The 23,085-nt window shown below is 26.8% G+C and carries 20 protein-coding genes; 11 read left to right on the top strand and 9 right to left on the bottom strand.

Annotation, left to right across the window (positions count from 1 at the left end; all coding sequences use genetic code 11):
- Positions 1 to 24: 24 nt before the first annotated feature.
- The gene (gene htpG, locus B0174_RS09770; RefSeq protein WP_108560182.1) at positions 25 to 1,935 is read right to left on the bottom strand and encodes a molecular chaperone HtpG; all 1,911 of its coding nucleotides are present in this window, start codon (positions 1,933 to 1,935) and stop codon (positions 25 to 27) included.
- A gap of 171 nt (positions 1,936 to 2,106) precedes the next feature.
- On the opposite strand from htpG, the gene ciaB reads away from it, so the two are divergent.
- Positions 2,107 to 3,993 carry an invasion protein CiaB gene (gene ciaB, locus B0174_RS09765; protein ID WP_108560180.1) on the top strand — a complete coding sequence of 629 codons (1,887 nt, stop codon included), beginning with the start codon at positions 2,107 to 2,109 and terminating at the stop codon, positions 3,991 to 3,993.
- 27 nt (positions 3,994 to 4,020) lie between these two features.
- Here the strand turns inward: ciaB and B0174_RS09760 are convergent, their stop codons facing one another.
- The gene (locus tag B0174_RS09760) at positions 4,021 to 4,890 is read right to left on the bottom strand and encodes an aldose 1-epimerase family protein (protein WP_108560178.1); all 870 of its coding nucleotides are present in this window, start codon (positions 4,888 to 4,890) and stop codon (positions 4,021 to 4,023) included.
- A 68-nt stretch (positions 4,891 to 4,958) separates the two neighbouring features.
- A complete protein-coding gene (locus tag B0174_RS09755) occupies positions 4,959 to 6,329 on the bottom strand; it encodes a DEAD/DEAH box helicase (RefSeq protein WP_108560176.1) in 1,371 nt (456 codons plus the stop codon).
- Between the two features lie 267 nt (positions 6,330 to 6,596).
- On the opposite strand from B0174_RS09755, the gene B0174_RS09750 reads away from it, so the two are divergent.
- Together B0174_RS09750 and B0174_RS09745 are read left to right on the top strand one after the other, a co-directional pair.
- Positions 6,597 to 8,474 (top strand): AAA family ATPase, encoded by a 1,878-nt coding sequence (locus B0174_RS09750; RefSeq protein ID WP_108560174.1) that lies wholly within the window; start codon positions 6,597 to 6,599, stop codon positions 8,472 to 8,474.
- Positions 8,467 to 9,462, top strand: a complete 996-nt coding sequence (locus B0174_RS09745; protein ID WP_108560172.1) for a hypothetical protein — start codon at positions 8,467 to 8,469, stop codon at positions 9,460 to 9,462. The genes B0174_RS09750 and B0174_RS09745 overlap by 8 nt, the downstream gene beginning before the upstream one ends.
- A gap of 18 nt (positions 9,463 to 9,480) precedes the next feature.
- Here B0174_RS09745 and B0174_RS09740 read toward each other — a convergent pair whose 3' ends face one another.
- A complete protein-coding gene (locus B0174_RS09740) occupies positions 9,481 to 9,909 on the bottom strand; it encodes a hypothetical protein (protein ID WP_108560170.1) in 429 nt (142 codons plus the stop codon).
- Between the two features lie 141 nt (positions 9,910 to 10,050).
- Between B0174_RS09740 and B0174_RS09735 the strand changes: the two genes are divergently transcribed.
- The 5 genes from B0174_RS09735 (at position 10,051) to B0174_RS09715 (ending at position 14,451) form a co-directional block, all read left to right on the top strand.
- Complete coding sequence (locus tag B0174_RS09735) at positions 10,051 to 11,673, top strand: YcaO-like family protein (protein ID WP_108560168.1); 1,623 nt, start codon at positions 10,051 to 10,053, stop codon at positions 11,671 to 11,673.
- 163 nt (positions 11,674 to 11,836) lie between these two features.
- On the top strand, positions 11,837 to 13,300 hold the full coding sequence (locus B0174_RS09730; RefSeq protein WP_108560166.1) for a methyl-accepting chemotaxis protein: 1,464 nt from the start codon (positions 11,837 to 11,839) through the stop codon (positions 13,298 to 13,300).
- A gap of 41 nt (positions 13,301 to 13,341) precedes the next feature.
- Entirely contained in the window at positions 13,342 to 13,719 is a 378-nt protein-coding gene (locus B0174_RS09725; RefSeq protein ID WP_108560164.1) for a DUF302 domain-containing protein, read from the top strand.
- Positions 13,720 to 13,732: 13 nt separating this feature from the next.
- On the top strand, positions 13,733 to 14,206 hold the full coding sequence (locus B0174_RS09720; RefSeq protein WP_108560162.1) for a DUF2721 domain-containing protein: 474 nt from the start codon (positions 13,733 to 13,735) through the stop codon (positions 14,204 to 14,206).
- Positions 14,207 to 14,220: 14 nt separating this feature from the next.
- Positions 14,221 to 14,451, top strand: coding sequence for a transcriptional antiterminator Rof (locus B0174_RS09715; protein ID WP_108560160.1), 231 nt, complete (start codon positions 14,221 to 14,223; stop codon positions 14,449 to 14,451).
- 46 nt (positions 14,452 to 14,497) lie between these two features.
- On the opposite strand, the gene B0174_RS09710 is transcribed toward B0174_RS09715, so the two are convergent.
- A complete protein-coding gene (locus B0174_RS09710) occupies positions 14,498 to 16,732 on the bottom strand; it encodes a methyl-accepting chemotaxis protein (protein ID WP_108560158.1) in 2,235 nt (744 codons plus the stop codon).
- Between the two features lie 111 nt (positions 16,733 to 16,843).
- Positions 16,844 to 16,990 (bottom strand): hypothetical protein, encoded by a 147-nt coding sequence (locus tag B0174_RS12210; protein WP_165790414.1) that lies wholly within the window; start codon positions 16,988 to 16,990, stop codon positions 16,844 to 16,846.
- A 236-nt stretch (positions 16,991 to 17,226) separates the two neighbouring features.
- On the opposite strand from B0174_RS12210, the gene B0174_RS09705 reads away from it, so the two are divergent.
- Together B0174_RS09705 and B0174_RS09700 are read left to right on the top strand one after the other, a co-directional pair.
- Complete coding sequence (locus tag B0174_RS09705) at positions 17,227 to 18,048, top strand: ribonuclease HI (protein WP_108560156.1); 822 nt, start codon at positions 17,227 to 17,229, stop codon at positions 18,046 to 18,048.
- 67 nt (positions 18,049 to 18,115) lie between these two features.
- On the top strand, positions 18,116 to 19,084 hold the full coding sequence (locus tag B0174_RS09700) for an aldolase catalytic domain-containing protein (protein ID WP_108560153.1): 969 nt from the start codon (positions 18,116 to 18,118) through the stop codon (positions 19,082 to 19,084).
- A 33-nt stretch (positions 19,085 to 19,117) separates the two neighbouring features.
- On the opposite strand, the gene B0174_RS09695 is transcribed toward B0174_RS09700, so the two are convergent.
- Entirely contained in the window at positions 19,118 to 19,426 is a 309-nt protein-coding gene (locus tag B0174_RS09695) for a monooxygenase (protein ID WP_108560151.1), read from the bottom strand.
- 123 nt (positions 19,427 to 19,549) lie between these two features.
- On the opposite strand from B0174_RS09695, the gene B0174_RS09690 reads away from it, so the two are divergent.
- Positions 19,550 to 21,037 carry an inorganic phosphate transporter gene (locus B0174_RS09690; protein WP_108560149.1) on the top strand — a complete coding sequence of 496 codons (1,488 nt, stop codon included), beginning with the start codon at positions 19,550 to 19,552 and terminating at the stop codon, positions 21,035 to 21,037.
- A 46-nt stretch (positions 21,038 to 21,083) separates the two neighbouring features.
- Here B0174_RS09690 and B0174_RS09685 read toward each other — a convergent pair whose 3' ends face one another.
- Positions 21,084 to 22,355 (bottom strand): Y-family DNA polymerase, encoded by a 1,272-nt coding sequence (locus tag B0174_RS09685; RefSeq protein ID WP_108560147.1) that lies wholly within the window; start codon positions 22,353 to 22,355, stop codon positions 21,084 to 21,086.
- A gap of 132 nt (positions 22,356 to 22,487) precedes the next feature.
- On the bottom strand, positions 22,488 to 22,949 hold the full coding sequence (locus tag B0174_RS09680; protein WP_228156449.1) for an Hpt domain-containing protein: 462 nt from the start codon (positions 22,947 to 22,949) through the stop codon (positions 22,488 to 22,490).
- Positions 22,950 to 23,085 lie beyond the last annotated feature (136 nt).

The following is a 23,085-nucleotide window of genomic DNA, read 5'->3' as shown; positions in this document are numbered from 1 at the left end:
ATGCGTGCAAATAGTTCTTTTATTTTATAAAGCTTTAGCAGTAATTCTTGATAATCTTTTTGCAAATGCTACAGTATCAGTAATTTCCATACCCTCACTTAATTTCGCTTGGTCTAGTAAAATCCAAGATACATCTTCGATTGTTGATTCATCTGCACAACCGTTTAATTTTTTTACGATTTCGTGTTCTGGATTGATTTCTAAGATTGGTGCTGATTGGGGCATTTCTTGTCCCATTGCTCTCATCATTTGCATCATCTGAGCCATTTGTGCATCTGCTACATCTTTTACTACACAAGATGGAGATTCACTTAGTCTATTTGTAACTTTTACATCTTTTACAGCATCACCTAGTTTGTCTTTGATTTTTTTCGTGATGTCTTGGAATTTCTCTTCAACTTCTTTTTTTGCTTCTTCTGATTGTTCTACTTTTGGAGGTTCGCAAGCTGTGATGTCTTTGAATTCCCAATCTTTATAAGCACCCATTGTTGGAGTTATAATTTCATCAATTTCTTTGTCATCTAAGATTAAAACTTCGATATTATTTTTGTTATAAGACTCTAATAATGGTGAACTTCTTAAGATTTTTTCATTTTCTCCAACGATATAAAAAATTGCTTTTTGTTCTGTATCAGCTCTATGTTTATAATCTTCTAATGAAGTTAATTTTCCAGTTTCAGCTTTTGTAGATTTGTATCTTAATAAATCTAAAATCGCTTCTTTATTCATGTGGTCTTGATAAACACCCTCTTTTAAAGGTCTGATATATTGAGCGATAAATTCAGCATATTTTTCTTCATCTTTTGATAGTTTTTTGATTTCACTTAGGATTTTTTTAACTGAACTTTGTTTGATATTTGCTAAGATTCTATTTTCTTGTAAAATCTCTCTTGAAACATTTAAAGGTAAATCCTCAGAGTCGATAATTCCTCTTACAAATCTTAAGTAAGTTGGTAATAACTCTTTTTCGCTATCTGTAATAAATACTCTTTTAACATAAAGTTTTACACCACTTTGGAAATCCGCTCTATACATATCCATTGGTGCTATTTTTGGAATATAAAAAAGTGTTGTATATTCGTTTACACCCTCAGTTTTTGTGTGAATTGTAAGCATTGGCTCTGATGAGTCATGAGAAATAGATTTATAAAAATCATTATAATCTTCATCTTTTAATTTCGCTTTTGGCTGCATCCATAAAGCAGTTGCTTCATTGATTTTTTCTCTTTTATCTTCAATTGATTTAACAGCTTCTTTGCCTGCTTTTTTATCCTCTTCACTTAAAGTTTCAGTAACTTCTTCTTTGTAATTTAAGAAAATTGGATATGCGATGTGATTTGAGTATTTTCCAACGATATTTTTGATTCTATATTTACTTGCAAACTCACTTGCTTCTTCATCTTTTAATTTGATGTAAATTACAGTTCCATTTGACTCTTTTGTGCAAGGAGCTAAATCAAACTCACCTGTTCCAGTACTTGTCCATTTGTAAGCAGTTTCTTCACCAGCTTTTTTAGAAATAACATCTACACTTGAAGCCACCATAAATACAGAATAAAAACCAACTCCAAATTGACCGATTAAGTTTGAGTCTTTTTTTGCATCACCTGTTAGTGCTTCAACAAAAGATTTTGTACCTGATTTTGCGATTGTTCCAATAGAAGCAATTAAGTCCTCTTCATTCATACCAACACCGTTGTCAATAATAGTTAAAGATTTGTCAGCTTCATCAAAAGTGATATTAATCTCACCTTTCCAGTCCGCATAATCAGCCTTAAGATTGTCATCCGTAAGTCTTAAATAGTTTAATTTATCAATAGCATCACTTGAATTTGATACTAACTCTCTTATAAAAATCTCTTTATTTGAATATAAAGAGTGTGTCATTAATTGTAATAATTGTCCTACTTCTGTTTGAAATTGATGTTTTGCCATGCTAAATTTCTCCTATAAATTTTAATTTTTTAGAAGAGAATTTTATCACAACTTTATAAAAGAAAGCTAAAGTTTTTATTAAAATTAGCACTTTTTGTATTTGAGTGCTAATTTAACTAAAAAAAAGTACAATAAAGATAAACTTTACTTTTACAATTAAGGATTAAAAAAATGACAAAACAAGAATTTTTAAACGACTTACAAAAAATATATGACTTTTTAAATACACAAAAATCACAAACAAACGAACTGATAAAACATCTTGAAAATGAAGAGTTTAACAAACTAGGACTTATTGATGATTTTGCAAAGGCTTTAAATCTTGAAATGACAAGTGATTTAAGATTTGCACTTGTTACAAGACTTGTGAATTTAAGAGATGATTCTTTAGTTCAGGTTTTGAAAAAGTTAGAGAAAAATGAAAAAGAAATCATAACTTTACAAGAAAAAGCATACTCTTTTGTGAAAGAGTATTGGCACGAAATTCATACAAAATTAATTGATTTTATAACTCAAAACTCTCTTTTAACACCTTTTTATCAAGAAGTATTTATTGGGGTTTATAATGTTGGACTTCAAATGTCAGCATGGCAAACTTCTTGGACAGCTCATATTATAAATGGAATAAACAAAGATTTGATGGTCAAGTTTGATGGAAACGAAGAAAAAATCATGCAATATCTTGAAGATGAAAAACTTCTTGATTTAGGACATGGTGAAATCACTGCTGATAGATGTTATTCTGCTTTAATAAAAGATGGTGAAAAATACAAATCTCAAGCTTATATCAAAGCTTTTAAAAAAGAAACAACGGAAGTTGTAGATGCTTTAGAAGAATTCGCTGATAAACTAATTGAACTTGAAGATGATATTTTTAATCAAAAATGGGATTATGTTTTATATATTCAAGCACTTATCAAAGCATTTTCTGAGGATAAAACAAATGAACTTGTAAGTAAATGGGCAGATGTTGATAGAGCTTGGATGAAAATAAAAACTCCAATTCAAATCGGTCATCCTTTAGAATATTATGAAGATCACTTTAGAAAAGCAGTTGCACTTGAATGGGATATAAGATTAACAAATCCTAAATTTGCACAAAATGACCATAGAGTAAATAAAATAAAATCAGCTTTTTCTAAAATATTTGATAGTTTTGAAGCAAGTGAAAAGAAAGAAGAATATAAAAAAATCTATGATTTTTCTTTTAAATCACTGGATAAAGTACAACTTTATGTGGGACGACCTGCTTTATTTTTTGGAGCTGGATTTAATGGAATGTTTTCAGCACAAGTTGTACCAAATGATGAAATTGTAAGTTTGGAAGAAGGTAAAAAAATCTTTGCATTTTCTGATGAGATTTTACAATCAAGTAGGGCTAAACCATTTTTAAAACTTTCAAGAGAGATTTTTGGACAAGAAATTTTAACAAAAGATAGAACATTTTTATTTAATGAAACAACATCTTGGCATCAAGTTTATGATATTAGCACTGTTGGGCATGAATATGGACATATTTTATGGTGTGATGAGCAAACAGAATCTATTATGAATAAAACTGGAAACTTCAAAAATATTGAAGAGTTTAAAGCAACAACTGGTGGATTGATTTCTTATTTACTTGATGAGAATACAGATGAAGCTCACTTAAAATCACAAGTTTTAATTGACCTTGTAAAAAGAAGTGTTGGGCTTATTGGTTGGATGGAAGTTGATGAAGTTCAACCTTATTATTGTGAGGGTTTGATTCATTTAAGTGGACTGTTTTCAACAGGTGTTTTATCTTGGGAAAATGAAAAGTTAGAAATAGATTTAAGTGATGAAAAATATGAAGCACTTAAAGCTTGGTATATCAAAAACTATACAGCATTAGCAAAACACTATTTAGACAAAAAAGATGCAACTATATTTTTAAATAATTATGCTACAAAAAAAGAAAAATATTTTATGCCAAATGATGAAAAAATAAACTCATTTGTAAAATATTACTTCAAAAGATACCAAGAAATTGGGCAAGAATTAGACACAAATGATAAAAAAAGCAACTATATAAAATAAGAGATTTTTATCTCTTATTTTTTGTTTTCAAACTTCAATACTATAAAAACAAGAAAAAACCTCATCTTTTTCTAAAATAATTATTCCTTTTTTATCTTCAAGATTTTGAGTAGAATTTTTTTCATCAGCAACTCCAAACCACGGTTCTATGCAGATAAAAGGTGCGCCACTAGGTTTTGACCAAATACCTAAATATGGAAAATTATCAAAATTTACTTTTATAAAATTATCATTTTTTGTATTTTTCAAACTCACATTTTTTATATTTAAATCATTAAAAACTAAAGCATCATTTTTAAATAACCCTTCATTTAAAGGCATTTTATTCTCTATTATTTCTAAATCTTCATTTTTATAAACTAATCCCAAATCATTTAAAAAGTATCTTTTTGTTTGTTTTATATCGTCAAACTCTAAAAAATAGTTCTCTTTTTTTTCATTTTTTATTAATCCCCAATTAAATGCAGGATGTGCACCTATTGAAAAAAATATTTTTTCATCACTTTTATTTATTACTTTATATGAGATTATTAGTTTTGAAAATTCAAGTTTATAAGATAAATATAACTCAAAAGAAAAAGGATAAATCTCAAAAGTTTTTTCATCACTTTTTAATCTAAATTCTATAAAATCCTCTTTTTGATTTACAAGTTCAAACTCTTTATCTCTAGCAAATCCATGTTGAGTCATATTGTATTTTTGATTTTTATAAAAATAACTATCATTTTTTAATCTTCCAACTATTGGAAAAAGAATTGGCGAATGACGATTCCAAAACTCTTTATTTCCTTGCCAAATATATTCTAAATCATTATCATTTTTTTGTAAACTATTTAATTCAGCTCCAAAAGATTTGATTTTTGCTTTTATGAAATTATTTTTTATTTCGTAATTCATTTTGTAGTTCCTAAATTTCAAGTAAGGTATTTTATAAAATACTACCTTACTTAAATATTTTAAACTAATTAGTTATTTTTAAAACCTGAGTTTGTTCTTCTATTTTTTGTTACGCTAGATGATGAATCACTTTTTTTAGAAGCAAATCTATTGTTGTTATTACTTTTTGGTTTTGAAGATGAACCTTCTTCTTTTTTTCTTCCAAAAGATTTTCTTGAATCTTCTTTTGGTTTTGCAGTTCTATTTTGGTTCGAACTATTTCCTCTGTTGCTTCTATTTTGAATTGGTTCTGCTTTGATATTTGGATCAACTTTAAATCCAAGTGTTTCAATTTTTCTGATTTTTTGTTTGATTAATTTTTCAATTCCAAACAAATAATCATGTTCATCAACACAAACCAAAGATATAGCTTCACCTGTATTTCCAGCTCGTCCAGTTCTTCCGATTCTATGCACATAATCTTCTGCGATATTTGGTAATTCAAAGTTTATAACATGTGGAAGATTGTCAATGTCAATTCCACGCGCTGCAATATCAGTTGCCACAAGAACTCTTACATTTCCAGATTTAAAATCATCTAAGGCTTTTGTTCTTGCACCTTGAGATTTATTTCCATGAATTGCAGATGATGTGATTCCATCTTTTACAAGTGCTTCACTTAGTTTATTTGCACCATGTTTTGTTCTTGTAAAAACTAAAACTTGTTTCCAGTTGTTTTTATTTACAAGATGTAATAAAAGCTCTTTTTTTCTTTCTCTATCAACATGATGAACTGTTTGTTCAACTTTATGAGAAGTACTATTTGCAGTTGTTGCTTCAATTAAAACAGGTGAATTTAATAAACCATCTGCTAATTTTTTGATATCATCTGAAAAAGTTGCTGAAAAAAGAAGATTTTGTCTCTCTTTTGGCAAAATTGCTAGAACTTTTTTAATATCGTTTATAAATCCCATATCAAGCATTCTATCTGCTTCATCTAAGATGAAAAATTCTACTTTTGTTAAATCTAAACAGTTTTGAGAAACTAAATCAAGAAGTCTTCCAGGAGTTGCAATAACAATATCAACGCCTTTTTTTAAAAGTGAAATTTGTGGATTTATTCCAACTCCACCAAAAATAACAGCTGATTTAAAAGGAAGATATTTCCCATAAGTTTCAACACTTTGTGCAACTTGAGCTGCAAGTTCTCTTGTAGGAGTTAAAATAAGTGCTCTAACATGAGATTTTTTATCTTTATTATAAGCAGTTTTTAATCTTTGTAATAATGGAAGTGTAAATCCAGCCGTTTTTCCAGTACCCGTTTGAGCACCTGCTAGTACATCTTTTTTTGATAAAATCACTGGGATTGATTTTGCTTGGATTGGAGTTGGAGTTGTATAACCCTCTTCTTTGATTGCACGAAGAAGTTCCGCACATAATCCTAAATTTGAAAATGACATAAGTACCTTGTTTTGTTATGAACCTATCAAAAGTTGTAAACTTGAGTTACGATCTAGGTTATATAATTTGAGTTTAGTTGAGTTGTAATTTGACTACAAAAACGAAGTCAGGCATAGACCGATATGTATGCTGAAATTGCTGGATTATAGCATAAATAATTGGATTAAATGAGTAAAAAGAATTTTGAAGTGAAATTTAAAGTTTAGAATAATTATTTTCTTATCTTTTATTGATATAATTTATCCAAATAATAATCAAGGTTTTTTATGGAATTAGTTTATTTGTGGGTTGAAGAATATAAGAATATTAAGAATCAGGGGTTTAATTTTTCGCCTAGGTTTGAGTGTGAATACAAAGATGGCAATTTAACGATATGTGATAAAAAGAAAAAAGAGTGTAAAGATAATGAATATTTAGAAAACTTTTTTGGTGAAAATATCAATGTTACTGCTATTGTTGGAGAGAATGGAACGGGTAAAAGTAATGTTTTTGAAATTATTATTACTTTGCTTACGGCAATAAATAAAAGTGTAAATTCAGAAAGTAAAGTATATATGATATTTTTTAAAAATGACATGTATTACTATAAAACCATTAATATGAAAAAACCTAATAACGAATTTGAAGAATTATCTAATGAAAATTTAGATACTTTTACTATGAATTTCAATTATTCTTTAGATTATCCCAAAAATAATCAAGTAAATTTTAATGATTTATATCACAAAGTTGATAGCTATAATACACCTATACATTTAATCCCTGATAAAAAATTTGGGCAAATTGATATATCAAACTTAAATTATTTGCAAAATAGAACTATATTAAAATTTACAATACAAAATAATCAAACAATACAAAATATTGAGAGCTTTTTTATTCCGATAGAATTTAGTCTATTTATAAATACAGATAAAATTTATGAGGGATTACCGAACTACAATGAAAATGATGTTCAAGTGGAAAGTATAAGAAAAGAAAACTATACATATTTATTTAAAAAAGATAAACAATTAATAGATAAATCTCAATCAAAATACACAAAATATGATTTAATACTTTTAAATAATCTATATTTGATAAAAAAAATTTATAATATTTTGGAAATAAAAGGAGATATTTTAAATGATGAAGAACTAAAAAAATATATTCTAAATTACGATTGGGAAAATAATTATCAAGAAATTATAAAAATTTTAGATGTTAATACTTATACATCATTATTTAGAAATATATCAAATGAAAAAATTGAAGATAGTTTTAAATTTAGAGATTTTATTTTTAAAAAAGATGATTCTTATATTTTTGAATTTAGTCAGGGAAATAACTATAATATTCAAAAATATAAAGAAATTTTAGAATATTTACCCGCTTGGATTGATATAAAGTTTTATGATGAAAAAAAGATAGATTTAGATTTTTTAAGTTATGGACAAAAAATTTTAATAAGATTTATCTACACAATTTTATATCAACTTTTAAAAATAAAAAAAACAAATAAATATAGTTCAATCAATTTATTTTTAGATGAAATTGAAATTGGATTACATCCAAAATGGCAAAAAGATTATATTTCTTTATTATTAAAAGTATTAACTGATTACTTTAAAGATGAGTTTAAAATTTTTAATATTGTGTGTGCTACACATTCCCCATTTATTCTTTCAGATATTCCAAAAGAAAATGTAATATTTTTGGATAAATTTGATAAAAAAGAAACAAAGATAAAATATCCAAAATTAGACATCAAAGGTTTAGAAAATGGAAATTGTATAAATGTAAGTAAACATATAGAACTCAAAACCTTTGGTGCAAATATTCATACTTTACTTGCAGATGGATTTTTTATGACTGATGGGCTTATGGGTGAGTTTGCTAAAAGTAAAATCAATGAGATTAAAGATTTTTATGATACAAATAAAAATTTAAAAAAAGAAGATTCTAATTTTGAATCAAAAAAAGATGAGTTTAAAAAAAATAAAAAATATTTTGAGAATATTCAAAAAATAATTGGTGAACCATTTTTAAAAACTGTAATTAAAAACTATCTTGATGAATTAGAAATTTTATTTTATGGTAAAAAAGAGTTTTTAAACAATGAAATAAAAAGATTACAAGACTTACAAAAGAGTTTAAATGACTAATTTAAATTATTCAAACTATTTAATAAAGAAAGATTTTAATATTGAAAAAGAATACTTAAATGATTTGAAGATTATTACAAAATTTGAAAAACCAAATGAAGATATTGAAATAAGATTTAATAGATACAAAGTTAACAATAACTCATTTAAAAAAGTATTTAGAAATTATAAATTTGAGGATATTCTTTATGCTAAAGAAAATGAAATACATTTAATAATCGAAACAATAGAAAAAAGAATTAATTCACTTACAAAAAAGAAAAAAGAAGAATTAATAATAATCGTACAAAATTTATTTAAATATACAAATAAATTTCAAGGAAAAGTATTAACTCCATTTTTTACTAAAAATTTCTCTTTTAGAACTTGTTTTTATTGCAATAAAGATTTTATTACAAACTTTGAAAAAGAGAAAAAAGATTTAGTATCTACTTTTCAATTAGACCATTTTTATGATAAAGATACTTATCCATATTTAGCATTATCATTTTATAATCTAATACCATCTTGTCCTACTTGTAATTCTTCAAAAGTAAAAGGAACAAAAAATACTTTTATTCATGATAGCAGAGTTGGTAAATTTAAAATAGAAAAATGTTTAAAACCCAATGATGAAAAATTTGATTTCCACCAAAAAGTAAAATTCAAACTACTTTTAGATGATTCTTGCAAAAATTTATATATAAAATCAAAAGATGATATAGATATAAATTTAAAAGAAAATTATTCAGATATGTACGACAAATATATCGAGATTTTCAAACTAAATCCTCGATATAAAGCCCACAAAGATATAGTTTTTGACATGATACAAAAAGCTGAATTCTACCCAGAAAGTAGGCTCAAAGAGTTAGAAAATTTAACTGGTATTCCATTTCAGCAAATCAAAAAAGATATTTTTAATCTCATAGATGAAAATGAAGATTTATCAAAACAACCATTTTCAAAACTAATAGTTGATATGAGTAAAGAGCTAGGGATTTTATAGAAAATCCCTTTAAAATTTTTACGCCTCTTCCGTCACATAAAATGTTGTTTTTCCATTTTTTGGGTCAAAATTTACACCATCTTTTGAGATATATGTATTTATGATTTTTCTAGCTTTTTTAAATGAACTTGCATTTCCTATTTCTTCTCTTTTATCATCTTTTGTGATTACTGTTTTGTCATAACCTTTTGCAAATTTTTTGGCATTACTTGCATCTACAAATGAATATTTAACTATATCAATATCTCTTTTTACATCAATTGTTGCTTTTTTCTTTTCATCTTCAAATCTTAAAATTCTATTTCCATTTGATGAAATTTTCATTGTTGTTGCTGTTTCGATATTTTCTGTGTCTTCAACAATTACATACTCTTTTCCGTTTATTAATAATATTTCATCATCTATTTTTTTGATTTCTTTGATTATTGTTTTTTTACCTTTTGCCATTTATAAACCTTTATATTTTTTTTACATTGATTTCGTATTGTAGCCAATAATTACGCCCTATTCTTAGAATATAATTTTTTTTAGCTATAATCTAAACCTTTATACAGAAAAAATTAATATGAATCGAGAAAAAATAATCAAATGAATTTATTATCAAAAAACTCTTCACTTGAAGAATCAATCAATAAACTAAAAGCTGTTTTAGTAGATGTAGGAATAGAAACTACTTTTTCACAAGAAAAACATCCTTTAAAAAACTGTTTTTCTGTAAATCTAGCTTCAACAGAAGCTCCAAATCATATTTATACAAATGGAAAAGGTATCATTTCAGATGCCTCTATTGCCAGCGCTTATGGTGAATATATCGAAAGATTACAAACAAACAATGTATTTATTGATTTTTATACACCAAACAGAAAATACTTTCCCGATGAAATTGCTTTTGATTTTGATGGAGATTATTTAAATGCAAAACTTAAAAAAATCTATAATCCAAACGGTGAATTAGAAGCAAAAGATTTAGTTGATTTTAATAGCGATTATATGGACAAAATAGTAGCACTTCCTTTTATAAATCAAACAACAAATGAAAAAACATATATTCCAATAAATATTCTTAGCAATCTTTTTGTAAGCAACGGACTTGCAACTGGAAACACAGCAGATGAAGCAAAAGTTCAAGCTTTAAGTGAGATATTTGAAAGATATGTAAAAATCAAAATAATAAAAGAAGGTCTTAGCCTTCCAAAGTTTCCAGACGAAATCGTAAAATCGTTTCCTAAAGTTTATGAGGATTTAATAGCTTTAAGAGAAATGGGATATATAGTAGAAGTTTTAGATTCAAGTTTAGGCGGAGTTTTTCCTGTAACTGCAATATCTTTTATAAATCCAAAGAACTCAACACTGTTTGTATCTTTTGGTGCGCACCCTATTTTGGAAGTAAGCTTAGAGCGAACAATGACAGAACTTATGCAAGGAAGAGATTTAACAAACCTTGATGCCTTTGAAATCCCTACTTTTGATATGGATTTAGTAAGTGATAGTTTTAATATCGAAGCTCACTTTATAGACTCAAATGGAAAAATTGGTTTTCCTTTTTTAAGTGCTAAAAAAAGTTATGAATACGCACCTTGGAATTATGCTGGAAATGGAAGTGCTGATGAATATGCTTATTTATTAGATATTTTAGCTGCTCAAGATAAAGAGATGTATTTAAGAGAATATACATATTTAGGTTTTTATTCATGTCAAATGATAATCCCAGGTTTTTCAGAAGTTTATCCAATAGATGACATGATTTATAACAATAAAAACAATGGAAAACTAATCCGAGATATGGTTTTAAACTTTGAAAAATACGATATAAACGACATTTTAGATACGGTTGATAGTTTAGATGATTCTTTAAATATGCAACTTTATATTGGAGTTATTTTTGAAGAAAACTTTACAATGCAAGATTTCAAAGCTCAAATGCTTTTACTTTTAGAAGAGTATGATGATGCTTTACAAATCTTAGAATTTTCAAATAATAGCCTTGGTCATCTTGTAGCACAACTTATTAGAATGCAAAATGATGAGTTAAATTGGGAAGATTATGAAGAGGCACTTTTTAATGTTTATGGTGAAGAAAAAATTCAAAAAGCTGTAAATATTTTAGAAGGAAAAGAGTTTTTAATAAACAGAACTTTTAAACAAGATTACAAAAATATACTTACTATGTTTGATAAACTTGAAGTGAAAAAACTAGCATTTTATAAATAAAATATTTTAATTATGATTCAAATTTTTTGAATCATAATTTTCTACTGCTTTCATACGAACAAACAATAAAAGACTACAAATATACTTTACTTTAAGATATAGTTTAAACAAATATATATTATATGTGATAAGATAATAAATAATAAAAAAGAGGAATATTACTATGTTTAATTTAGGGAAAACGGAAGAAGATGCTGCAAGATTAACTGCGATGGAAGAAAACTTTGCAATTATATCATTCAAACCAGATGGTACTATATTACATGCAAATGATAATTTCTTAAATGTATTAGGTTATAAACAAAATGAAGCGGTAGGTAATCATCATAGTATGTTTTGTAATAAAACATATACAAGCACAAAAGAATACGCTGATTTTTGGAATAATTTAGCAAATGGAAAATCTCAAATAAATGAGTTTGAAAGAATTCATAAAAATGGTAGTTCAGTTTGGATTCAAGCTTCATATACTCCTGTAAAAAACAAAAATGGAAAAGTAACTCGTGTTGTTAAATTTGCTCAAGATATAACAGAGGCTAAAAAAGTAATTGATGCTGTTAAAAAAGCTATTAACCTTGCAAAAACAGGAATTATGAATCAAACGATAAGTGAATCAACTAAAAATGAAGGAATAGAAGAACTTAAAAATGGAGTTAATGACTTATTTCAAGTTGTATCTACAAAAGTTGATGGGGATTTAAATAAAATTTCAGAGGCTTTATCATCTTATCAAAAATTAGACTTTAGACACAGAGTTACGGGAAATAATTTAGGAGAAGTATCAGTAGGACTTAATAACCTTGCAAATGTTGTAAATGAGATGTTAGTTGAAAATAAATCAAATGGATTGACACTTGATAAAGGTTCAGATTTACTTTTAGCGAATGTAGATAAATTAAATGTTAGTTCAAATGAAGCGGCAGCATCACTTGAAGAAACAGCAGCAGCTTTAGAAGAGATAACCTCAAACATTAGAAACAATACACAAAATATCCAAAAAATGGCAACTTATTCAAACAGTGTTACAAAATCTGCAAAAGATGGAGAAAATTTAGCAAATCAAACAACAGTTGCTATGGAAGAGATAAATATTCAAGTTAATTCTATAAATGAAGCAATTAGCGTAATAGACCAAATAGCATTTCAAACAAATATTCTTTCATTAAATGCAGCTGTTGAAGCAGCAACTGCTGGAGAAGCTGGACGAGGATTTGCTGTTGTTGCAGCAGAGGTGCGAAATCTTGCAAGTAGAAGTGCAGAAGCAGCCAAAGAGATAAAAAATATAGTAGGAAATGCCACTTCTAAAGCGAATCAAGGTAAAGAAATTGCAAATAATATGATTACTGGTTATAAAGAATTAAATCAAAACATTACAAATACAATAAATCTAATATCTGATATTGAGATGTCAAGTAAAGAACAACTTACAGGAATTGAACAAATCAATGATGCAATAAACAACCTTGATCAACAAACTCAACAAAATGCAGCTGTTGCATCACAAACTCATGATGTGGCAGTTACAACAGATGAAATTGCAAAACTTATTGTTTCAACTGCAAACGAAAAAGAGTTTATCGGTAAAAATGAAGTTAAAGCAAAAGAAATAGATTTAAAAATTAATTAGTTATAATCAAAAAGAATTTATACATAAAAAAGGGAAATAATATGCAATATATGGAAGTAACTAAAAAAAGTGTTCAAGAAGTTATTAATTGTTTAAAAGAAGTATCGTCAAAATATAAATTTGGAATTCAACATATTCACAATGTACAAGAAACTTTAAAATCAAAAGGTATAGATTTTAAAAATGAGTGTCAAATTGTTGATATTTGTAACCCAATAATTGCAGAAAAATTCTTAAGTGAAGATATGTCACTTTCGATTATTATGCCTTGTAAAATCTCTGTTTATTCACAAGATGGCGAAACATTTATAGCTATGAACTCTTTAGTTCAGTTAGTTGATGATATAAATCCTGATTTAATTGAACTTGCACAAGAAACTCAAGAGCAATTATTAGAAATTATTGATGAGATAAAATAAAGAAGAAAATATAATGTTAACAATGATAGAAGCAAATAGTGTAAATAGCGTTTCTCAACTAATTCAACTCTCTGTTGCACCTGTATTTTTACTAGCAGGCGTTGCAGGATTATTAAATGTTTTCACAGGAAGACTTTCAAGAATTATTGATAAAGTTGATAAATTAGATAAATACGAAGACGAACACCAACTTACCCATAAAAAAGATGAAGATGTTTTAAAACTTAAACTAAGAAGAAAATTTCTTACAATGAGAATGAGAAATACAAACCTTGCTATACTTTTTTGTACAAGTACTGGTTTATTAATTGCATTAGTTATTGTAACTATGTTTTTAAGTGCTATTTTTGAGTTTAAAGACTCTTTTTTTATAGTTTTGCTTTTCATTTGTGCGATGCTTTGTTTAATTATCTCTTTATTTTTATTTTTAAGAGAAATTTTTTATACAACTTCTTTTATAAAAAGTAGAAAAAGTTATATACCATAAAGGAAAACCTAAATATGTACACTCCAATTTCATGTGAATTTTTTGACCAGCTAAATGTAGCAATGAAAAGAAATATTCCCTCAACTATTGTTTATTTAGAAAATGATGAAAAAAAGACTCTAAAAGGTTTGATAGAAACTATGAGTGTAATTGATGGTTTTGAATATTTGATTTTAAAAACAAAAGAGCAAATAAAACTAGATACAGTTTTAACTTTTAATGGAAGAAGACACAAAGAAGAATAAGAAAGAAGAAGTAAAAGAGATTAACTCTTTTACTTCTTGTTAAATCCTAAAAAGAATTTTTCCCATTAAACTCTTTTGCATCTGCTTGAGTAATGATTGTATTTGATATGTCTAGTGTTCTTTGAGCTATTTCATTAGCTTGTGAAGCATTTTGTGCATTTTGTTGAGTTATTTGATCTAGATTATTAACTGCATCATTTATTTGAATCATTCCTGTTGATTGCTCTTTACTAGCAGTCGTAACATTTTGAATTAAATCTAAAGTGATACTAATATTTTCATTTAGTTCTGTATAACCTTTTATCATATTTGAAGCAATATCTTTACCCTCTTGCGTTTTTCTTTGGGCATTTTCAACTAAGCTTTTTATTTGTTTAGCAGCTTCCGCACTTCTGCTTGCAAGTGTTCTTACTTCTCCTGCAACAACGGCAAATCCTTTTCCAGCTTCACCAGCAGTTGCTGCTTCTACGGCTGCATTTAAAGAAAGAATATTTGTTTGAAATGCAATTTGGTCAATAATTGTAATTGCTTCATTAATAGCTGATGTTTGAGAATTTATATCTTCCATAGATAAAGCTGTTTTATTTGCTAAATCTTGACCTAAAGTAATTGATTCTTTAACTTTATTTCCAAAACTTGCCATTTTTATAGCTGTTTGAGTATTGTTTGTAATATTTGCAGTTATCTCTTCTAAAGATGCCGCTGTTTCTTCTAAAGATGCTGCTTGTGAATTTGCAGCACTTGCAATTCCTTGCATATTTTGAGTTAAAGTATTTGCATTATTACTTAATACAATACCTGTTTTTTTATTTTCCATTAAAGTTTGAGTAATAACTTCGCCTAAAATATTCACATCTTTTTCTAACTCTTTTATAATACCTTCAAGATTATTTGGAGCTATATTTGATCTGAAATCTAGTTTTGAATATGAAGTTAAAACATTTAAAATATTTGAAATATTACTATTTAATGTTCCTAACATTTCATTTATAATATTTTTTAGTTCATTTAAAGAAGGGTTATTTGAGTCAAGTTCAATTTTACAGTCTAAATGACCTTTATTAATTTCATTTGTAACTCTAATTGTATCAGCTATTAAAGCTCTATCTTTTTGAATATTCATTTTTGTATCTTCAATGTTTTTATTTATGATTTTTGACATCATTCCTAATTCATCATTAGATTTAACATTAATAAGTTCAATATCATCTTTTTCAAAATTTATAAATGCAAAGAAGTTTTCAACACCTTTTTTTACAGAATCAACATCAATTAAAATTGTAAAAGCAATTGTTCTTGCTAAAATCATTGTTAAAGCCACACCAAAAGCACTTAATAATCCAAAGATAATCATATTTTGACTAGCATTATGCATTTCAGCACCAATTGTATCTGATAAACTTTGTGAAATATAATCTTCGATTTTCTTTAAAATATTGATTTTTTCAGTTATTTGTTTGAACCAAACATTTGCATCAATATTAAAATTTGAGTCAAGATCACTATATAATGCAATTTTTCTCATTTTTTCAACTTCATTTATAGAATCAGCTTGAAAAGTTTTTTTGTAAAAATCAGCCATAGTTAAACTACTTACTTTCAAAAATGAATCCATATATGCATTTTGTTCAGCAACTAAGGTATAAAACTTAGCTTTCATTCCCTCTCCAAAACTATTTTTTGCAAAAGTATTAGTTCCAACTGCTCTTTCGATTCCAGCTCTCTCTTTTGACAATAAAAAGTTCATATAAGATACTAATTCTTGAGATACTTTAGCACTACTATTTGATAATTTTGTGATAGTTGCGATTACATTTAATAACAATTTATTTGTATCTGTATAGTAATCAATAGCAACAGCAGCATTTATACTAAAAGCCGTAACTCCACTTCTAATATTTGGTAAATCTTGAAGTTTTTTAAGACCATTGTTTAGATTTTCTAAGAATTCTTCGCTATAAGCATTTTTATCAAATGTACTTAGAAATTCATTTACTTCTTTCAGTCTATCATCAACAACTACTCTTTGAGTTAAAAGTTCTGTACTAAACTTTTCACCTTTACTACCCAAAAATCCAGCTGTCATTCCTCTTTCTTTTTGTGTTTCATGAACTAAATTTCCAATTTTTATAGAAAGAACAACTACTTTATCTAATGATTGTAAATTTTTAGAAGAACTAAATGAGTCTACCGCTAATTTTGCTGCTAATAATATAACAACAATAAGCGGTATTAACATTATTAAAATCAATTTTTGTTTTATTGATAATCTTGAAAGCATAACATCTCCATAACTTTATTTTTTCTAATAATACCAAAATAATATTTTATTAGTAATGATTATAATCAAGTAAAAATAAGATTTCTGTATATAAAATAACCTTTTTAGGAATTAACTTTTTTTGTTATTTATTAATAATCTTGTTTTTTCGATATTTAATCCAGCTTTTGAACTTGCGTCCTCTAAACTTTCTTTATTTTCTAAAAGTCTTAATAAAACTTCTATTTTTTTGTTTGTTTTTATATGTGTAATTGACATATGATTTCCTTTTTTTATTCTTCATTTCAATGAAGTTATTAAAAAAGATAAAAATGAGCTTGTTGTCTAAATGAGTAATATTAACGCTGTGGGTAATCAATAAAAGGCAAATAACAGATGAAACTCGAATTCATCTTTAGTGCATACAGTCTAACAGAATAAAAAAATAAAAGCAAGGGCTATAGTATATTTTAGTATAATTCTTAACAAATTTAAAAATATAAAGAAAATAAAATATGAAAATAGACAATAATTTTATCCAATTAATTTCCCATAAAAATACACTAAACAAGGAACAATTCAAGATTTTAGGGTTAGATTCTCAAGAAAATGAAAACTGGAAAAATGAAGCTTTAGAAAAAGAAGTTTCAAGAAATGATGCAAATATGCTTATGCTTTTAAAAGGTGAATTATCATTAAAAGCACAAGAACAAATTATAAAAAATTATCATACGGTTTTAGAATTTAACAATATAAAACCAAAATCAGTCTATGAAATATCTGAAGTAAAAAGCGAAATCAAAAATACTCAAACAAACGATGATGAAGAGTTTATAAAAATTTATTGTGATGGTGCATGTTCAGGAAATCCTGGAAATGCGGGAAGTGGCTTGGCTATTTATTCAAACAAAAAAAATCCTGTTTTACTTTATGGAGCTTATGAAGAAGAGGGAACAAATAATATCGCTGAATTAAATGCTTTACATCAGGCTTTAATAATTGCCAAACAAACAAGTAGTGAAAATATTATCTCTATTTTTTCAGATTCAAAATACGCAATTGATTGTATTACAACTTGGGCATTTGGTTGGAAAGCTAATGGTTGGAGCAAAAAAGGTGGAGAAATTAAAAACCTTGAATTAATAAAAGAAGCTCATGATTTATTTTTAAGATTAAAAGATAAAATCGAAATAAAACATGTAAAAGGTCACGCAGGAGTTGAGGGAAATGAACTAGCTGATAGAATGGCTGTTTACACAATAAAAGCAAAAAATAAGAATTTTGAGTTTTATTCTTATAATAAAATAGAAGAAGTTTTAAGTATGAAATCTTATTAAAGATTGATTTGAGTGCCTTTTAGGTATTATGTGAGTAATTATTAAGAAGAAAGAACAAGGAACAATAATGATTGAAAAAAAAGGTTCAATACTAACAGTTAGAGAAGACATCAAAGTTTTTGATTGCACAATCAGAGATGGTGGATTAGTAAATAATTACCATTTTAATGATGCTTTTGTAAAAGCACATTATGAAGCTTGTTTAGCTGCTGGTGTTGATTATATGGAAATCGGGAAAAATGTATCTCCTACAATTATGAGTGAAGATGAATATGGTCCTTGGAATTTCTGTAAAGAAGAAGATATTAGAAGAATTGTTGGTGAAAACAAAACAAATATGAAAATTGCTGTTATGAGCGATATTGGAAGATGTTTAAAAGATGAACTTAGACCAAAATCTGAAAGTGTTGTTGATATGATAAGAATAGCAACATATATTCACCAAATTCCAGCAGCTATTGAGTTAATTTTAGATGCTCATGAAAAAGGTTATGAAACAACTGTAAATATTATGGCAATCTCAAAATCATTTGATGATGAACTGGATGAAGTTTTAGCACAATTAGCAAAAACACCTGTTGATGTTATTTATATAGCTGATAGTTTTGGTTCTTTTTATCCTGAACAAATCAAAAAATTAACAGAAAAATATTTAAAAGTAGCGGTTGAAAGTGGAAAACAAATAGGAATTCACGCACATAATAATCTTCAATTAGCTTATGCAAATACTTTGGAATCAATGATTTATGGAGCTAGTTTCCTTGATGTTACAATTTCAGGATTTGGAAGAGGTGCTGGAAATTGTCCACTTGAACTTCTAATTGGATTTTTAAAAAATCCAAAATATAAATTAATGCCTGTATTAAAATTTATTGAAGAGTTTATTGTTCCACTTGAAAAAGAGTTAGATTGGGGATACAGTATTCCTTATATGCTAACTGGACAATTAAACGAACATCCAAGAGCTGCTATGAAAGCTAGAGATGAAAAAGACACAAACTATAGAGAGTTTTATAGAACTTTATTAGCTGACTAAAAAAAGGGCTTTGCCCTTTTTTTACACTACCTTTTATTTTAGAAAATCTACCTTTGTAATAAAACTAAGTGCTTCATTTACTTTAAAAATCTTTCCTCTAATATCTTTATATCCAAATGATTCAAGTCTAAGTGTATGTTTTTCTAAATATCTTTTTGCATCATTTTCATTTGAAAATAGATAAATACCACCTGCTTCTTTTGTATTTTTATTTTCAGTCCAAATTTTCCAAATCAAACCAGCTTCTTGTGATATATCATTTGCCAAAGGCTCAAATGCTTTTGAAAACTCTTCACCAAAAATTCCATCATGTGGAAAATCCACTTGTAAAATATATGCCATAAAATATCCTTTAAATTTATTGAATTCTAGACTTTAAAAGCTTTAGTTTTAGTTATAAAGTTTCAAAAGTTAAACTAGGATATAATCCCAAACTTTTTAGCTTTAAAATTCAAGGATGTATTAATGTCTGTTTTGTGGGATGCTTTAAATAATATCGATAACTTTACAATTGGATTATTACTTTTGTCATTAGGTATTGCATTATTTTATGAAATGATTAACGGTTTTCATGATACAGCAAATGCTGTTGCCATGATTATTTACACTAATTCTATGAAAGCTGGATACTCAGTTATTATGGCTGGAATTATGAATTTTATTGGTGTAATTCTTGGTGGAATTGGTGTTGCTTATGTAATTGTACATTTATTGCCACTTGATATTATGGTGTCAACTGATCAAAATGCAACTTTAGTAATGATTTATTCATTATTAATTTCAGCACTTGTTTGGAATTTTGGAACATGGTATTTTGGTTTACCAATTTCTAGTTCACATTCATTAATAGGTTCGCTTGTTGGTGTGAGTGTTGCTTTTGGAATGTTACATGGATTTACTTTTGCTCAAAGTCTAAACTGGAAAGTTGTTTATGGAATTTTAATTGCCTTGGCTGTTTCTCCACTTGTAGGTTTTGGATTTGCTTTTTTAATTATGAAAGTATCTAGAAAATTTATTAAAAATCCGAAATTTTTCAAAACTACAGGAACTGAGGGAAAAAAGAAACCTAATTTTTGGATGAGAACTGGAATAATTGCCACAGGTGCAGGAGTTAGTTTTGCACATGGTTCTAATGATGGACAAAAAGGAATAGGTCTTATTATGATTATTCTTATTGGAATTTTGCCAACTTATTATTCTTTAAACATGGAAGCTCATCAATATAAAATCATGCAAACAAGAGATAGTGCAGCAAATTTAACGAAATTTTATGCAGATAATAATGATACTATTACAAAACTTTTGGATGAAAAACAACTGATTAGTGCATTAAAAATTCAAAATACAATTACTGAGTGTAATGTTAATCAAGTATATAAAACAACTCTTGAAGTTTCTAAAAAAATTGATGGTTTAAAATCATATTCTGAACTTCCAAAAGAGGAAAGATGGAAAATTCACACAGCTGTTTTATGCTCCAATAATTTTTTTGAACAGGTTGAAAGAGCCTATAAATCAATAGATAAAGATAAATCAGATTATATTGCAGATCAAAGAAAACAGATGATTACTTCTACTGAATATGTGCCTTATTGGGTTATTATTTCTGTTGCTTTAATGATTGGGATTGGAACAATGATAGGTTATAAAAGAGTTGTTCATACGATTGGTGAAAAAATAGGTTCAAAACCAATAAATCATATGCAAGGAACAGTATCTCAAGCAATGGCAATGATAACTATTTTATTAGCAAACTTTGCTCATGCCCCTGTTAGTACCACACATATTGTTTCAAGTGCAGTTGCTGGAACCATGGTTGCAGAACCCGATGGTGGAGTTCAAAAAAAGACTATTAATACTATTTTACTTGCATGGATTTTTACATTACCAGTTACTGCGATACTTGGTGCTTGTATTTACATTGGATTAAATTATATTATAAAAATTGCTTAGTCAAAATATAAAAGATTTAGATAAATTTTCTATCTAAATCTTGAACTTATTCTTTAATCTCAAATCCACTTTTAATAATATCAATCCCATATTTACTTCTTAGTTTTTGCAGTTGATTTGTCAAAGCTCTTTTTTTTGTATCAGCTTCATATTCAAAAAGGTTGTAAGTATATTCATTTATTTTTGCGAAGTTTAAAACTGTGATATTTAGCTGTATTATTCCATGGGTTTTGTGATTATCTGTTTGTTCAAAGAGTTTTACCATTTCATTTTTGAAATCCATTTCATTAAAAATTCTATTTACATTTATATAATCTTTTGATTTTATTTTATATTCATATCTTATTTGTATTGCATAAGTCAAAGGATTTACACCCTCTTTTTTCACTAAAAAACAAAGGTATCGACAAAGTATCATAACTCTTCTTTTTAGTTCCTCTCTATCAAAAATAACATCAAATGTTCGCCCTATTCCTATTGATTTTTTTTCTCTTTCAAAAGTTAATTTATTATCTCGTATTCCACAAACACGATTATATAAATCAATTCCAGATTTTTGCCATGAATAAAAAAGTTTTTGGTTTTTTTTAATATCACCTAATGTTTTTATTCCATAACCTTTAAGTTTTTCTTGAAAAGCCTTTCCGATTCCTGGGAACTCTTTGATTGGAATATCTCTTGTAAAATTTGTGATATTATCGACACTCACATATTTTACACCATCTGGTTTTGCATATTCTGTTATTAGTTTTGAAAGATATTTTGTATTTGCTATTCCTATTGAAATAGGCAGTTTTAACTCATCAAATATCTTTTTTTTTAGATAATATGCAAACTCAACTATTTCATGTTCATCAATATAACCACTTACATCTCCAAAAAATTCATCTATTGAATACTGTTCTACAAGAGGAATTTCTTTAATCAAAAGCTCTTTTAGTTTATTTGATAAATCATGATACAAGGGATAATTTGGTGCTAACATTTTTAAGTGTGGACACAAAGTCAAAGCTTCATTTACACTCATGGCTGTTTTAACACCAAAAGCTCTTGCTTCATAAGATGATGTTGTAATTATTCCTCTAATTTTCCCATTTTCATCTACAAAATATTCTTTGAAACTTTTCATTCCTTCATTTGTAAGAATGGAACTAACAAATGCACCACTATTTGAAGATATTTTTCTAATCTCTTTTTTTGAAGAAAAAATATTAAGATTACTTCGTCCTCCAACCGCAACTGGAATATGAAACAAACTATCATCAATGGTTCTATGGGCTGAAACAAAAAAACAATCTATATCAAGGTGTATGAACATTTAAAAACTTTTAATTATTGGATTTTATAATTTGTAAGTATATATGATTAAAAAAAAGAGTCTTTATAATATGTCAGTTTGTAATGTTTTATTAAAATATAATCATTGACTAATTTCTAGTTTATTCTATTTTTATCTCTTATTTTTTTGAACTTCGTTTTTTAAAAGTTTTAAATATTCACTAGCTTTATCAAAATCAAAATCAGAAACCACATTCATAAAATTATCTAAATGAGTCAAATATTCTAACTTTTCAAGCTCATTATGTAATTCATTTGCTTTTATAAGTGCGTTAGAATCTAGCTCGTTTAAAAGTTGTTCAAGTTCTATAAAAAGCTTATCTATTTTTAACATATCTACATTATTTTTTTCTAGAAAATTTTTATTATTTTTATTAGAAAAAGATACATCTACAACTTTTTTTATATTTTCTATCAAATACTTTAAATTGATTTCTAAAGATTTAATCAAAACATTAGTTTTATCATCAAAGCCTTTTTCTTTTAGATGAAATTCCAACTCTTTTGCTTTTTCAAAGAGTAAATCAGCGCCGATATTTCCACAAAGTCCTTTTAAAGTATGAGCTTCTCTAATTACTGAGTTTGGAGAGGTAACATAAATTCATACTCAGAATTAAAAGATTCTGAGATAAAATAAATGAATAAAGGTTGCAAATGAGACAAAGTAAATATAGTCAAGAGTTTAAGGATTCAACAGTACAGTTGATTAT

The sequence above is a fragment of the Arcobacter caeni genome (genome assembly GCF_003063245.1).
In the GTDB taxonomy this organism is placed as follows: Bacteria; Campylobacterota; Campylobacteria; order Campylobacterales; family Arcobacteraceae; genus Aliarcobacter; species Aliarcobacter caeni.
The sequence above is the reverse complement of the archived record's forward strand: the minus strand, read 5'-3'. Positions and strand labels throughout refer to the sequence as shown.